This is a genomic window from Aeromicrobium sp. IC_218 (assembly GCF_004336805.1).
GTDB lineage: Bacteria > Actinomycetota > Actinomycetes > Propionibacteriales > Nocardioidaceae > Aeromicrobium.
In genome coordinates this window covers 291,767-305,684 of sequence record NZ_SJXM01000004.1, presented here as the reverse complement: position 1 = coordinate 305,684, position 13,918 = coordinate 291,767, and the positions used below count along the sequence as shown (strand labels likewise).

Genomic DNA, 13,918 nt, shown 5'->3' with positions numbered 1-13,918 from the left:
GGACGGGTACGGGGCGGAGCAGGCGACCAGGCCGAGCAGGAGCGGGACGAGCAGGACGACGCGGCGCACGGCACCCCCGGGGCTGGTGGGACGACCGGAGCCGCCAGTCTGGCAAGTCGTCGGCGTCCGTAGGCTCGGGGCATGGAGTTCACCGGGTTCCCCGAGGCCGCGCTCGACTTCTACGACGACCTCGAGCTGGACAACTCCAAGACGTTCTGGGACGCACACAAGCAGGTCTACGACACCGCGGTGGCCGCCCCGATGCGCGCGCTGGTCGCCCAGCTCGAGCCCGAGTTCGGCCCGGCGCGCGTCTACCGGCCGTACCGCGACCTGCGCTTCAGCAAGGACAAGACGCCCTACAAGACCCACCAGGGCGCGTTCGTGGCCAACGGCCCGTCGACCGGCTACTACGTGCAGGTGGGTGCGCCGGGCGTGCGCGTCGGCGTCGGCTTCTACGACGCGTCCCCCGCGCGGCTGGCCAGCATCCGCGACGCGATGGCCGAGGAGCGCCGCGGCCAGGAGCTGCTCGACGTCATGGCCTCGCTGGAGGCGGACGGCTGGGAGCGGCACGGCGAGCGCGTCAAGACGTCGCCGCGCGGCTGGAGCGCCGACCACCCGCGCATCGACCTGCTGCGGCACAAGAGCCTGAGCATGAACAAGGAGTACGGCTTCGAGCCGTTCATCCACACGGCCGAGCTCGTCGACCGCGTCCGGGCCGACTGGCGGGCGGGAGCGCCGCTGCTGGACTGGGTGCTGCGGTACTCGCGCGGCTGACCGGCAGACTGGCCCCATGACGCCGTTCTGGACCGCCGCCGAGACCCTGCACGCCCCTGTGTACTTCGACCGCGCGGCGCTGGCCCGCTACAAGGAGCTCGGGCTGAAGGGCTACTGGATGGGCTACTTCGCGTCGCGGTCCGCCGCGATGGGCGCTGCGTCCCCCGAGCTCGTCACCGCCACCTTCTACGGCTTCGCCCCCGCGCGGGTGCGCCGCGCGCTGCCGGACGCCTGGACGTACGCGACGCCGGAGCAGGTGCTGGCCGCCCGCCTCGACGTCGCCCGCGACGCGCTGCGTCCGGTCGCCGACCAGGACCTGGGGAAGCTGGCCGGGCTGCTGCAGGGGATGCTCGCCGGCCTCGACCTGTCCGGACGTCCGCTGGCCGCGGCCCACCTGTCGCTCGCACCGCCCGAGGACGACCTCGGACGTCTCTGGCACGCGGTGACGGTGCTGCGCGAGTACCACGGCGACTGCCACCTGGGCGTGCTGCTGGCCGCCGGGGTCGACGGGGTCACCGCCAACGTCCTGGCGGTGCTCACCGGCCGCGCGCCGGCCGAGCTGCAGCAGCTGCGCGGCTGGGACGACGAGGCGTGGGCCCACGGACTGGACCAGCTGCGGCTGCGCGGCTGGGCCGACGAGTGGGGCACGCTCAACGAGACCGGCCGGTCGGCCCGCGAGCGGCTCGAGGAGGCCACCGACCGGGTCGCGAACGCCGGCCTCGACGACGAGGCGAGGGCGCGCATGGCTCTCGCCACCGGGCCGCTCACCGAGCTGGCCCGTCTCGTCGCCGGGACCGGCGTGCTGCCGTACCCGAACCCGGTCGGGGCTCCCCGACCGGAGTAGGTGTCAGGCGACCTCGACGACCAGCTGGACGTCGATGTTGCCGCGGGTCGCGTTGGAGTAGGGGCACACCTGGTGCGCGGCGGCGACCGCCTTCTCGGCGTCCTCCTGCGAGACACCGCCGAGCTCGACGTTCAGCGTCACGGTGAGCCCGAAGCCACCCTCGCCGTTGGAGCCGATGCCCACGTCCGCGGTCACCGCCGCGTCCTGGATCGGCACGCCGTGCTGCTTGGCCGAGGCCTTCAGGGCCGACAGGAAGCACGCGGAGTAGCCGGCGGCGAACAGCTGCTCGGGGTTCGTCGCGCCACCGAGGCCGCCCATCTCCTGCGGGACCGCGAGGTCGAGGTCGACCAGTCCGTCGCTGCTGCGGACGTGACCGTTGCGGCCGTCGCCGCTCGCGGTGGACGAGGCGGTGTAGATGACGTCGGGCATGCGGACCTCCGAGGTGTAGGGTTACTAGTACGTCTACCTCGACTCAACCACGACTCCGACGTCCGCACAAGCCCGGAGGCACCATGACCACCGCCGCACCCGCCCGCGAGCGCATCCTCGGCGCCGCGATGCACCGCTTCTACGCCGAGGGCATCCGTGCGGTCAGCGCCGACCGGCTCATCGCCGACGCGGAGGTCTCGAAGGTCACCTTCTACCGCCACTTCCGCAGCAAGGACGACCTCGTCGTCGCCTACCTCGAGCGGCTGGCCGCGGCCGAGCGCACCGAGGTGGAACGTCGCGTCGCGTCCGAGGCGCCGGGCGACGTGCTGCGCTGGTACGCCCGCTTCCTGGGCGCGACCACCTGCGCCCCCGGCTTCCGCGGCTGCCCGTTCATCAACGCCGCCGCCGAGCACGCCGACCCGGCCCACCCCGCGCGCCGGGTCGTCGACGCGCACCGTCGCTGGCTGCACGGCCAGGCCGCCGCGCTGGTCACGGCGCTCGGCGCCCGCGAGCCCGACGCCCTGGCCGAGCGGCTGCTCATGCTGCGCGACGGCGCCATGGTCGCCGGGTACGTCGGGCAGGCTCCCGACCAGGTCGCGGACGCCCTGCTGGCGGCCGGCGAGGCGGTCGTCCGCGCCGCGATACCGTCGGCCGCATGACCACGAGCCGGCCCACGTCCCGCCTCGTCGACGGCGGACGCATGGCGGTCGGCACGTTCACCGCGGTCCCCGTCCCCGCACCCGGTTCGACCGGCCGCGACGTCGCCGCGGTGGCCATGCTGCTGGCCCCGCTGGCCGCCGTCCCGCTCGGACTCGTCGTCGGGCTCACGCTGTGGGTCGGCCGCGAGGCCAGGCTCTCGCCATGGGCCGTCGCGGCCCTCGCCGTCGGTCTGCTCGCCCTCGGCTCCCGGGCCCTGCACCTGGACGGGCTGGCCGACACCGCCGACGGGCTCACCGCGTCCTACGACCGCGAGCGCGCGCTCGACGTCATGCGCACCGGCGACGTCGGACCGGCCGGGGCCGCCGCACTCGTCGTCGTGCTGGCCGTGCAGGCCGGGGCCCTCGTCACCCTCGCGGCGCACCCGTGGGGGCCGCTGCTGGCCGGCGTCCTGGTCTGCCTGTCCCGCGGCGCGGTGCTCGTCTCGGCCGCGGCGGGCGTGCCGGGCGCGCGGCGTGAGGGCCTGGGTGCGGCGACGTCCGGGGTCGTCCCGGTCGCCGCGGCGGCGCTGACCGGCCTCGGGCTCGCGGCGGTCTCGGTCGCTCCCGCCCTGGCCGCCGACCTCGCCTGGTGGCGCGGGCCGCTCGCCGTGCTCGTCGCCCTCGTCGCGGTCGCCGCCCTCGTGCGGCGCTGCGTGACGCGCCTCGGTGGCGTGACCGGCGACGTCCACGGTGCGTCGATCGAGGTCGCGCTGGCCGCGCTGTTGCTCGCCGCGTCCTGACCGCGCGCCGCGTGAGAGGCTGCCGGACGTGACCGACGACGCTCCCGTCCAGACCCACCGGCGCGGCCGGCTCGCGATCGCCGAGCTCGACCGGCCGCGGGCGATCAACGCCCTCACCCACGAGATGGTCGGCCTGCTGCAGCAGGCCCTGGACGCCTGGGCGGCCGACGACTCCGTCGCGACCGTCGCCCTCGTCGGCGCCGGCGACCGTGGACTGTGCGCCGGTGGCGACCTGGTCGCCATGCACCGCGACGCCCGCGACGGCACCCGCGGCTCGGTCGACTTCTGGCGCGACGAGTACGCCCTCGACCACGCGATCGCGACCTTCCCCAAGCCGTTCGTCGCCGTGATGGACGGCGTCGTCATGGGCGGCGGGGTGGGGCTCTCGGCCCACGCCCGGCACCGCATCGTCACCGAGCGCACGCGGCTCGGCATGCCCGAGACCCGCATCGGGTTCGTGCCGGACGTCGGCGGTCCGTGGCTGCTGTCGCACGCGCCCGGTCAGCTCGGCGCGCACGTGGCGCTCACCGCCGCGACGCTCGACGGTGCCGACGCGATTGCGCTCGGGGCGGCCGACGTCCTCGTGCCGAGCGAGCGGCTGCCCGAGCTGCTCGCCGCATTGGAGACCGAGCACGCGGGATCCGCGCTGGAGCGGCTGGCCGTCGAGCCGCCGGCGTCCGCGCTGGCCGCGGCGCGGGCCTGGATCGACGCGGCCTACGCCGGGGACGACGTCACGGCGATCGTGGCGCGCCTGCGCGCGAGCGACGTCCCCGAGGCCCGGGAGGCGGCCGACGAGATCGAGGCCCGGTCCCCCACCGCCGTCACCGTCACGCTGGCGGCGCTGCGCCGGGCCGCGACCCTGCCGGACCTGCGCGCCGCGCTCGACCAGGACCTGCACGTCTCGACCGCGCTGCTGGACGTGCCCGACATGGCCGAGGGCATCCGCGCCCAGGTGATCGACAAGGACCGCACGCCGCGCTGGGAGCCGGCCACGCTCGCCGAGGTCGACCCGGAGGTCGTCCGCCGCTGCCTCCCCTGACCTGCTCCCGCTCCCTGAGCCGACGCCCCGCTCCCTGAGCCGACGCCCCCGCTCCCTGAGCCTGTCGAAGGGAGTCCTCTCGACAAGCTCGAGGAGCGGAGGACTGCTCGAGGAGCGGACCGGCCTAGAGCACCAAGGTGCGGCCGGCGACGACGAGGTGGACCTCGTCGCACTCGGCGGCGACGCGCTGGTTGGTCACGCCGAGCAGGTCGCGGAACAGGCGGCCCGACCAGTGCGCGGGCACGACGCCCATGCCGACCTCGTTGGTGACGACCACGACCGTGCCGCGGTGCTGCCCGACGGCCTCGGCCAGCGCGTCGACGCGGGCGAGCAGCTCGGGCTCCCACTCGTCGCGGGTCTTGTCCCAGCCGTCGAGCTCGTCCAGCTGCGCGGTGAGCCACGTGCCCAGGCAGTCGACGAGCACCGCGCCCTCGGTCGCGCGCAGCGTGGCGGCCACGTCGGCCGTCTCGGCGGTGGCCCAGTGGCCGGGTCGGCGGTCCTGGTGGCGCACGACCCGCTCGGCCCACTCCGGGTCGGACTCGGGATCGGCCTCGGGACCGGGCGCCACGTAGGTCACCACGGGCTCACCGACCACCAGCGCCTCGGCCTGGAACGACTTGCCCGAGCGGACGCCGCCGGTCACCAGCACCTTCATGGAGCGCCCCTCTCGACCGCAGCAGCCTATCCGCCCGCCGGGACCGCAGGAAGCGCGAGTTGGCGACGCCCGGGGCTCCGCCTAGCCTGGGACGATGTCCTCGATCCGACGGCTCACCGTCCTGCTGCTGGCCTCCGGCCTGATGCTCACGCCCGGCCTGGGCACGACCGCGTCGGCGGCGCAGAGCGGCCACGAGAAGAACGTCATCAAGCTGGTCAACGCCGAGCGCACCGAGCGCGACCGCGTCGCGCTGAAGTCGCAGCGCTGCCTGCAGCGGTACGCCGACTCGTGGGCGCGCTCGATGGCCCGCAAGCAGTCGCTCCAGCACCGCAGCTCCAGCAGCCTGCGCCGCGTGATGAGCACCTGCGAGCTGCGCGGCATCGGCGAGAACATCGCCTACGGCTACGGCTCCTCGCGCGCCGTCGTGAACGCCTGGATGGACTCGCCCGGGCACCGCGCGAACATCCTGCGCTCGTCGTACCGCCGCACCGGCGTCGGCGCGTACCGCGACGCGGACGGCCGGCTGTACCACGCGCAGCTCTTCGGCACGCCTCGCTGACCGGGCGGGCGCGGGCCCGCGGACGTGACCCGGGTCACTCCTAGGGTGGGCGCGACCCATCGGGGGGTCCTGTCCAGGAGGTCCGCATGCCCACGTCCCGTCTCGTCCGCTCGCTGCTCGCCACGGTCGCCGTGGCGGCGGGCGGCCTCGTCGCCGCCCCCACCGCCCAGGCCGCCGCGGGCGACCCCTGGGTCGTCTCTCTCGGCGACTCCTACATCTCCGGCGAGGCGGGCCGCTGGGCCGGCGCCTCGAACCGCAGCAGCACCACCGCGGACGCGCTCGGGGCGGGCGCCTACCTGGACGCCGGCAGCGCCGAGTCCATCCCCGGCTGCCACCGCGCCAGCAGCGCGCAGATCCACCTCGGCGCCCGCTACCAGAGCCTGAACCTGGCCTGCTCGGGCGCGACGACGGGCACCCGCACCGGCTCGAAGTTCAAGCCGGGCCTGGACTTCTACGACGACGGCGCCGGCAAGGTCGGTCAGGCGCTCGCCCTGCAGCGCGAGGCGCGCGGCCGCGACGTCGAGCTCGTGACGGTCTCGATCGGCGGCAACGACTTCGGGTTCGCCGACGTGGTCACCAGCTGCGTCCTGGACTTCCTCGGCTCGTCCTCGCTGCTGCCCAACTACTGCTTCGACGACCGCTCGGTGAAGGCGAACTTCACCGAGGCCAACGTCGCCGCGGTGCGTGCGCGGATCGCGACCGCGCTGAAGAACGTCCGCACCGCGATGCGCGACGCCGGGCACGCCGACTCGTCGTGGACCCTGCTCGTCCAGACCTACCCGTCGCCGCTCGCCGAGGGTGCGAACCTGCGCTACAAGCAGAGCGGCTACAGCCGCCAGAGCGTGGGCGGCTGCGGGTTCTGGGACGCCGACGCCGACTGGGCCAACCGCACCGCGATGCCGACGATCAACGGAGCCGTCACCGGCGCGGTCAAGGACTCCGGGCTCACCAACGCCCGGGTGCTCGACCTCTCGCGCGCCATGGACGGGCGCCGGCTGTGCGAGAAGGGGGTCGGCCTCTACGAGGAGGTCGGCCTGAGCAGCTGGAAGGACGCCGCGGCCGTCGACCGGACCGAGTGGATCAACCAGATCCGCACGGTGAGCACGATCGCCGGGCCGTACCAGGTGCAGGAGTCGATCCACCCGAACTACTGGGGCCAGCTGGCCATCCGCTCCTGCGTCCGCCAGGCGTTCGAGGGCGACCGCGGCGGACGCTGCGAGCGCTCCGGCACCGGGCTGACCTCACGCGGCGAGCCGCGCATGACGCTGCGCTGACCAGCCCTTCGACGAGCTCAGGAACCGGCCGCGCCGGCTGAGCTCGTCGACGTCCCGGCCACCACTGCCTGAGCCTGTCGAAGCCCTTCGACAGGCTCAGGGAGCGGCGTCGCTCCTCGGGCAGCGGCGGCCTCAGGGACGGTAGGGGGCGATCGGGTTCTCGAGCGTCCCGGCCACCTGCAGCGAGGACGCCTGGTCGGACAGGTCGACCATCTGCCGGGTGTTGCGCAGCTGCAGCCGGTTCAGGCACGAGTGCGCGAACTCGGCGGCGAACAGGTCGCACCGCTCACGGGCCGCGGCCAGCTCGGGATGGTCGGCCGCGTGCTGGGCCAGGCACTCCCCCACCAGCGCCCAGAACACCTCGGCCTCGAGCACCCCGTCCTCGGCGAGGATGCCGGCGAGGTGGCGCAGGAACCCGTCGAACACGTCGGTGTGCACGCTCAGCGCCTTCAGCTCGCCGGGCACGTCCTGGCGGATGCGCTCGATCTCGGCCGGCAGCGGGGTGTCGCCCATGACCACGACCTCCTCGCCGACGTCCTTCATGAACACCCGGCGCGGCACGTGCCCGTCGAGCACGAGGATGAGGTTCTCGCCGTGCGGCATGAACGCCAGGTCGTGGGCCAGCAGGCAGTGCGCGACCGGGCGCAGGTACGCCCGCAGGTAGGCACGCACCCAGTCGGCCGGGTCGAGGCCGGACGCCCGCACGAGCGCCGTCGCGTACGCGCGCCCGTCGCCGTCGCGGTGCAGCAGCGACGCCATGGTGGCCAGCCGCTCGCCGTCGCCGACCATCGACACCGGGCTCTCGCGCCACAGAGCGGCCAGCATCTTCTTGTAGGGCGAGTCGGCCGCGAGCGCCTGGTAGACGCCGCCGGTGTAGCCGACGGCGGCGCGCTCGCGGAGCACGCGGAAGCCGCACGCCTGCAGGTCGGGGTCGGCGTGGACGAGCCCCGCGACCCAGTCGTTGATCGCCGGCGTCGCCCGCATGTACCGCGGCGACAGCCCGCGCATGAAGCCCATGTTCTGGATCGACAGCGCGACCTTCACGTAGTGCCGCTCGGGGTGGTCGACGTTGAGGAACGTGCGGATCGACTGCTGGGCCGTGTACGCGTCCGGCCCCTCCCCGAGGTGGACGAGGTCGTGCCGGGCCAGGTCGGGCGCGAAGGTGACCGCGATCTTGTGGTCCCACTGCCAGGGGTGGACCGGCACGAGCAGGTACTCGGCCGGGTCGAGACCGCGGGCCCGCAGCTCGAGGTCGAACCGCTCGCGGGTGCCGGGGTCGAGCTCGTGGGCCAGCAGCGCGTCCTCGTCGATCCCCTCGCCGTAGGACGCGACGGACAGGCTGCGCCGCACGCCGAGCCAGTGCAGCCGCACGGGCCGGCCGGCCTCGGGCGCGTACGCCTCGTGCTGGGACGCCGAGAAGCCGATGCGACCGTTGGTGGCCAGGAACCCGGGGTGCCCGGCGTGCATCGCCGCCTCGGTCGTGGCCAGGTCGGCGTGCAGCAGGTCGTCGACCGTGTGCTCGTGGTGGACGAGCGTCCAGGCGGCGGCCCGCAGGGTCGAGGCGAGCTCCTCGAGGTAGACCGGCAGCAGCTCGTCGGTGAGCCCGAGGTCGCCGGCCAGGGACGCGACGAACGTGAGCACGTCCGGGGCGAGCCGACGTCCGTCCCGCTCGGCGCGGATCGAGCCGGGGTCGACGACCCAGTGCTCGAGCGGGTGGCGCCGGGCGGCGAACCGGTAGACGACGTCGCCGGCGTCCAGCGTCCAGCCGCCGCCGTCCGGGCGCGGGTGGAGCAGCCGCTCGTGCGACAGCTCGGCGACGGCCTTGGCGACGAGCAGGCGCTGGGCCCGGTCCAGCACCTCCGGGGTCAGGTGGTCGGCGGTCGCCGGGGCGACGCCGGGCGTGGTGGTGGTCGTGAGGGTCACAGGTCTCCTCCCAGAGGGCTGGCCGCGAACTGCTCGCGGGTGCAGAAGCTCAGCGCGGCGCGCTTGACGCCGAGCTCGACGGCGCGGTCCACGACGAAGCCCGCCTTGGCGTTCTTGAGCGCGATGCCGGCGTTGCGGACGTCGGGCTCGACGACCACCCGCGCGACCGCGGGGTCGTCCAGCACGAGCCGCATGACCGCGGCGAAGGCGCGGTCGGTGAAGCCGTGCACGGGGGTGTCGGTGGGTGCGACGAGCACGTGCATGCCGCGGTCGCCGGGCAGCACGTCGTAGACGCCGGCCAGCTCGGAGTGCGCGGGGTCGTAGACCTCGGCGAGCAGCGCGGGACGTCCGTCGACGTGGCCCAGGAACGCGCGGTGGTGCGGGTCGGCGGCGATCCGCGCGTACTCGGTGCGGACGTCCTCGACCGTCGCGTCCTGCATCTGCCAGTAGACCGAGCGCGGGTGGGTCACCCAGGCGTGCAGCAGGGCGGCGTCCGCGTCGGGGTCGACGGGCACGAAGGTGGTGGTCGTGGCGGTGCTCATCGGCTGGCCACCGCCCGGCGGGCGCCGGCGGGGACGCCGAACTCCTGGAACGCGATGCGCTCCTCGACCGGGTAGACCTCGCGGCCGCACATCGCGTTGATGATCACCGAGCTGCGGTACGCGCCCATGCCCAGGTCGGGCGCGACCAGCCCGTGGGTGTGCTCCTCCCCGTTCTGCACGAAGATCGTGCCGGCCTCGTCGACCCGGTAGTCCAGCCCGACGTCGTAGCGACCGCGCGCGTCCCAGCGGACGCGGTCGGCGACGGGCTCGACGAACGCCGGCACCTGCGCGGCGTACCCGGTGGCCAGGACGAGGCCCTCGGTGCGCAGCCCGAACGGCTCGTCCAGCTCGTGCTGGCGCAGGTCGAGCTCGAAGCCCGCCCCGTCCCAGCGCGCACCGGCCAGCTCGGTGTTGGTGAGCAGCGTCGTCGGAACGTCCCCGAGCGCCACGCGCTTGCGGTAGAGCGTGTCGTAGATGGTGTCGACCAGGTCGCCGCTGATGCCCTTGTACAGGCCCTTCTGGTCGCGGAGCAGGCCGTCGCGCTGCGTCCCGGGCAGTCCGTGGAAGTAGCGCAGGTACTCCGGGCTGGTCATCTCCAGCGTGAGCTTCGTGTACTCCAGCGGGAAGAACCGCGGCGAGCGGCTCAGCCAGGTCAGGGAGTAGCCGGCGTCGATGCCCTCGAGCAGGTCCAGGTAGATCTCCGCCGCGCTCTGCCCGCCGCCGACGATCGTGATCGAGTCGCCGGAGCGGAGCCGGTCACGGTGCTCCAGGTACGCCGACGAGTGCAGCCACGGACCCTCGAGCCCCTGTGCCGCGGGCGGGACGGCGGGCTGCGTGCCCGTGCCCAGGACGAGCCGGCGGGCCCGGTAGGTCTGGGTGTCGCCGCTGCCCGCGCACCGGGCGCGGACGAGGTACACCTGCTCGGCCTCGTCCCAGGTCACCTGCTCGACGTGGCGTCCGAGGTGGACCGAGTCGAGCCGGTCGACCGCCCAGCGGCAGTAGTCGTTGTACTCGGCGCGCAGCGGGTAGAAGCTCTCGCGGATGTAGAACGGGTAGAGCCGTCCGGTCGCCTTGAGGTAGGCCAGGAACGAGAACGGCGACGTCGGGTCGGCCATCGTCACCAGGTCGGCCATGAACGGCACCTGGAGGGTGGCGTCCTCGAGCATCATCCCCGGGTGCCAGTCGAACGACTCGCGTGACTCCAGGACGACGCCGTCGAGGTCGTCGACCGGGTCGGCCAGGCAGGCCAGGCCCAGGTTGAACGGGCCCAGCCCGACGGCCACGAAGTCATACGTGCGCGTGCTCTGCTCGCTGCGCTCGCTCATGCCACCTCACCCCGCTCGCGGGCGTCCTCGGCGAGCAGGCCCGCCCCAGCGGCCCGCACCTGGTGCAGCACCCGCTCGAGGTCGGCCGGGCTCGTGGCCGGGTTGAGCAGCGTGACCTTGAGCCAGGACTCGCCGTCCACCTTGGTGCCGGCCACGACGGCACGGCCGCCGGCCGCGAGGTCGGCCCGGATCCGCGGTGCCAGGTCGGACGCCGCGCGAGCGGACAGCCCCGGCGGCCGGTAGCGGAAGACGATGGCGCTGAGCACCGGCGCGACGCGCACCTCCACGTCGTCCAGCTCGCGCATGCGGGCGTGCAGGCCCTCGGCCAGGTCGATCGCGCCGTCGAACAGCTCGCCCACGGCGTCCGCACCCATCATGCGCAGCGTGGTCCAGAGCTTGAGCGCGTCGAAGCGGCGCGTGGTCTGCAGGCTCTTGTCGACCTGGTTGGGGACCACCGCCTCCTTCGGGTTCAGGTAGTCGGCGTGGAACGCGGCGTGCCGCAGCGTGCGTCCGTCGCGGACGACCAGGGCACTCGCGCTCACCGGCTGGAAGAACGTCTTGTGGTAGTCGACGGTGACCGAGTCGGCCGCCTCCACACCGTCCAGCAGGTGCCGGCGCCGGGTGGACGTGAGCAGCCCGCCGCCGTACGCGGCGTCGACGTGGAACCAGGCGTCGTGGGCGTGGGCCAGGCGGGCGAGCGGCAGCAGCGGGTCGATCGCGCCGAAGTCGGTGGTGCCGGCGGTGGCGACGATCGCCATCGGCACGGTGCCCTCGGGCAGCCGGTCGAGCTCGCGGGCCAGGGCGCCGACGTCCATGCGCCGGCGCTCGTCCACCGGCACGACGACGACGGCGTCCGGGCCGAGGCCCAGCAGGTCGGCGGCCTTGCGGACGCTGAAGTGGCCGTCGGCCGAGACCAGCACCCGCAGCCGGGTCAGGTCGCCGTCGACCCGCGGGGCGGCCTCGCCCCGGGCGAGCAGCATGGCCTGCAGGTTGGACTGCGTGCCGCCGCTGGTGAAGACGCCGTCGGCGTCCTCGCCGAGGCCGAGCCGCTCCGCGGTCCAGGCGACGAGGCGCTGCTCCATGAGGGTGCCGCCACCGCTCTGGTCCCAGGTGTCGAGCGAGGAGTTGACCGTCGAGACGTAGAGCTCGGCCAGCAGCGCCGGGATGACGACCGGGCAGTTGAGGTGGGCGACGTAGCCCGGGTCGTGGAACCAGACGGCGTCGTCCAGGTAGACCTGGCCGAGCTCGTCCAGCACGTCCTCGACGTCGCCGAGCGGACGGTCGAGGTCGACGTCGGCGACCAGCTTGGCGACGGGCTCGACGCTCGAGCCCGAGTGCGGGACGCCGACCCGGCGGGCGCGCTCCCCGAGGTGGTCGACCCCGCGGCGCAGCACCTCCGTCCAGTGGTCGACGGTCCGGCTGGTGAACAGTTCCTGCGTGGGCGCACGGTGCACCGCATCGCTCCTTCCCCCGAAGGCCTCCACGCGCTGTCGCGTGGTTAGGTAAGCCTTACCAACCGTGGCACACGGTTCCGGGATCCGGCAAGCCGCCCATCATGCGGACGGCCGGGGCACCCGCCGCCGTCCGGCGTCCGCGGCCCGCCATCATGGAGCCATGAGCACGCAGACCGACCGCACGCCCGTCACGCCGCCCAGCGAGGACGCGCGCCGCGCGGCCACCGAGCGGCTGGCCGCGCTCGCGACCCCGGCCGGGGCCCTCGGCCGCCTGGGCGAGCTCGGCGTCTGGGTCGCCGCCGCGCAGGGCGTCTGCCCGCCCGCGCCGGTCGAGGACGTGCGGGCGGTCGTCTTCGCCGGCGACCACGACGTCGTCGACCACGGCGTCTCGGCCTACCCCAAGGCGGTCACCCCGGCGATGGTCCGCCAGTTCGTCTCCGGCGGTGCGGGCGTGAGCGTCCTGGCCGCCCAGCACGGCGTGTCGGTGCGCGTGCTCGACCTCGGCGTCGACGCCGACCTGTCGGACCTGCCCGGCGTCACCGACCACAAGGTCAACCGCGGAGCCCGCGCCATCCACCTGGAGGACGCGCTCACCGCCGACGAGACCCGCCGTGCGCTCGAGGCGGGCGCCCTCGTCGCCCGCGAGGAGCACGCCGCCGGGGCCCAGCTGCTGCTCAGCGGCGACATGGGCATCGGCAACACCACCCCGACCGCCGCCCTGGTCGGCGCCCTGCTCGGGCTGCCGGCCGAGGACGTCGTGGGCACCGGTACCGGCGTGGACGCCGAGGGCCGTGCCCGCAAGGTGGCCGTGGTGCAGCAGGCGCTCGACCGCGCCGGCGACCGCGTCGACGACCCGGTCGAGCTGCTGACCGCGCTCGGCAGCGCCGACCTCGCCGCCACCGCGGGCTACCTCGCCGAGGCGGCGCGGCTCGGCGTCCCCGTGCTGCTCGACGGCCTGATCTCGGTGGCCTGCGCGCTCGTCGCCGACCGGCTCGCACCGGGAGCGGCCGCGTGGTTCGCCGCCGGGCACCGCTCGACCGAGCCGGCGCAGTCACTGGCCCTGTCCAAGCTCGGGCTCGAGCCGCTGCTCGACCTGGGACTGCGCCTGGGCGAGGGCAGCGGCGCGGTGGCCGCGGTGCCGCTGGTGCGCTCGGCCGCGCTGCTGCTGCGCGACGTCAGCCTGCTCGCCGACGTCCTCTGACGCGCTAGGCCGGCCGGCGATCGCCCGGCCAGGGCACGAGCACGGTGGCCGCGCCCACCGCGCCGAGGGCGAGCGCCGGGACGGTGTGGGCGAGACGCTTGCCCGACGCCCGGCGACGCTCGCCGTGGGCGAAGATCCAGCGCTCCGCGGCCCGGACGGCGAGGGCACCGCCGACGACGACTCCCACCGCCACCGCGCCGAGCGCGGCCTGCTCGCGTCCCGTGAGCGAGCCCAGGACCTCCTCGACGGCGTCGCTGGTCTCCGGGTCGGGCCGGTCGGGGCGCGCCTCGAGCAGCGAGACCACGGAGATCACGCCGACCAGCCCGCCCTTGAGCCGCGTGCGCGTGCGGCGCGACCGCACGACGTCCGGGCTGGCGTAGTAGGCGGTGGTGGCGACGAAGGTGACGACGGCGGACGTCCGGCGGGACACGGAGGGCAGGCTCATCGCCCCATCCTGGCAG

General features: G+C 74.5%; 15 protein-coding genes. 8 read left to right on the top strand and 7 right to left on the bottom strand.

Features of this window, described 5'->3' with window-relative positions; genetic code table 11:
- Window positions 1-141 precede the first annotated feature (141 nt).
- Together E0W78_RS07350 and E0W78_RS07345 are read left to right on the top strand one after the other, a co-directional pair.
- A complete protein-coding gene (locus E0W78_RS07350; protein WP_131403198.1) occupies window positions 142-774 on the top strand; it encodes a DUF2461 domain-containing protein in 633 nt (210 codons plus the stop codon).
- A 16-nt stretch (window positions 775-790) separates the two neighbouring features.
- Window positions 791-1,618, top strand: a complete 828-nt coding sequence (locus E0W78_RS07345) for a hypothetical protein (RefSeq protein WP_131403197.1) — start codon at window positions 791-793, stop codon at window positions 1,616-1,618.
- A gap of 3 nt (window positions 1,619-1,621) precedes the next feature.
- On the opposite strand, the gene E0W78_RS07340 is transcribed toward E0W78_RS07345, so the two are convergent.
- Window positions 1,622-2,047 (bottom strand): organic hydroperoxide resistance protein, encoded by a 426-nt coding sequence (locus tag E0W78_RS07340; protein ID WP_131403196.1) that lies wholly within the window; start codon window positions 2,045-2,047, stop codon window positions 1,622-1,624.
- 83 nt (window positions 2,048-2,130) lie between these two features.
- On the opposite strand from E0W78_RS07340, the gene E0W78_RS07335 reads away from it, so the two are divergent.
- Genes E0W78_RS07335 through E0W78_RS07325 form a run of 3 tightly spaced genes read left to right on the top strand, consistent with a single transcriptional unit; the run spans window position 2,131 to window position 4,524 of the window.
- A complete protein-coding gene (locus E0W78_RS07335) occupies window positions 2,131-2,706 on the top strand; it encodes a TetR/AcrR family transcriptional regulator (protein WP_131403195.1) in 576 nt (191 codons plus the stop codon).
- Window positions 2,703-3,485 carry an adenosylcobinamide-GDP ribazoletransferase gene (locus E0W78_RS07330; protein ID WP_207392670.1) on the top strand — a complete coding sequence of 261 codons (783 nt, stop codon included), beginning with the start codon at window positions 2,703-2,705 and terminating at the stop codon, window positions 3,483-3,485. The genes E0W78_RS07335 and E0W78_RS07330 overlap by 4 nt, the downstream gene beginning before the upstream one ends.
- A 28-nt stretch (window positions 3,486-3,513) precedes the next feature.
- Window positions 3,514-4,524: a 3-hydroxyisobutyryl-CoA hydrolase gene (locus E0W78_RS07325; protein WP_131403194.1), complete on the top strand. Its 1,011-nt coding sequence runs from the start codon at window positions 3,514-3,516 to the stop codon at window positions 4,522-4,524.
- Between the two features lie 124 nt (window positions 4,525-4,648).
- On the opposite strand, the gene E0W78_RS07320 is transcribed toward E0W78_RS07325, so the two are convergent.
- Window positions 4,649-5,179 carry a bifunctional adenosylcobinamide kinase/adenosylcobinamide-phosphate guanylyltransferase gene (locus E0W78_RS07320; RefSeq protein WP_131403193.1) on the bottom strand — a complete coding sequence of 177 codons (531 nt, stop codon included), beginning with the start codon at window positions 5,177-5,179 and terminating at the stop codon, window positions 4,649-4,651.
- A gap of 94 nt (window positions 5,180-5,273) precedes the next feature.
- On the opposite strand from E0W78_RS07320, the gene E0W78_RS07315 reads away from it, so the two are divergent.
- Both E0W78_RS07315 and E0W78_RS07310 read left to right on the top strand, forming a co-directional pair.
- Complete coding sequence (locus E0W78_RS07315; RefSeq protein ID WP_131403192.1) at window positions 5,274-5,738, top strand: CAP domain-containing protein; 465 nt, start codon at window positions 5,274-5,276, stop codon at window positions 5,736-5,738.
- An 86-nt stretch (window positions 5,739-5,824) separates the two neighbouring features.
- On the top strand, window positions 5,825-7,012 hold the full coding sequence (locus E0W78_RS07310) for a GDSL-type esterase/lipase family protein (RefSeq protein WP_131403191.1): 1,188 nt from the start codon (window positions 5,825-5,827) through the stop codon (window positions 7,010-7,012).
- 132 nt (window positions 7,013-7,144) lie between these two features.
- Here the strand turns inward: E0W78_RS07310 and E0W78_RS07305 are convergent, their stop codons facing one another.
- From E0W78_RS07305 to E0W78_RS07290, 4 genes are read right to left on the bottom strand one after another with little or no spacing between them, the layout of a single operon-like run.
- Complete coding sequence (locus E0W78_RS07305) at window positions 7,145-8,935, bottom strand: IucA/IucC family siderophore biosynthesis protein (RefSeq protein ID WP_131403190.1); 1,791 nt, start codon at window positions 8,933-8,935, stop codon at window positions 7,145-7,147.
- Window positions 8,932-9,477, bottom strand: coding sequence for a GNAT family N-acetyltransferase (locus E0W78_RS07300; RefSeq protein ID WP_131403189.1), 546 nt, complete (start codon window positions 9,475-9,477; stop codon window positions 8,932-8,934). The genes E0W78_RS07305 and E0W78_RS07300 overlap by 4 nt, the downstream gene beginning before the upstream one ends.
- Window positions 9,474-10,802 (bottom strand): SidA/IucD/PvdA family monooxygenase, encoded by a 1,329-nt coding sequence (locus tag E0W78_RS07295; protein WP_131403188.1) that lies wholly within the window; start codon window positions 10,800-10,802, stop codon window positions 9,474-9,476. Before E0W78_RS07295 ends, E0W78_RS07300 begins: the two co-directional genes overlap by 4 nt.
- Window positions 10,799-12,256 (bottom strand): aspartate aminotransferase family protein, encoded by a 1,458-nt coding sequence (locus E0W78_RS07290; RefSeq protein WP_278249425.1) that lies wholly within the window; start codon window positions 12,254-12,256, stop codon window positions 10,799-10,801. Before E0W78_RS07290 ends, E0W78_RS07295 begins: the two co-directional genes overlap by 4 nt.
- A 160-nt stretch (window positions 12,257-12,416) precedes the next feature.
- On the opposite strand from E0W78_RS07290, the gene cobT reads away from it, so the two are divergent.
- The gene (gene cobT / locus E0W78_RS07285) at window positions 12,417-13,457 is read left to right on the top strand and encodes a nicotinate-nucleotide--dimethylbenzimidazole phosphoribosyltransferase (RefSeq protein WP_131403187.1); all 1,041 of its coding nucleotides are present in this window, start codon (window positions 12,417-12,419) and stop codon (window positions 13,455-13,457) included.
- Between the two features lie 4 nt (window positions 13,458-13,461).
- Here cobT and E0W78_RS07280 read toward each other — a convergent pair whose 3' ends face one another.
- Window positions 13,462-13,902, bottom strand: a complete 441-nt coding sequence (locus E0W78_RS07280; protein WP_131403186.1) for a peptidase S9 — start codon at window positions 13,900-13,902, stop codon at window positions 13,462-13,464.
- Window positions 13,903-13,918: the final 16 nt, after the last annotated feature.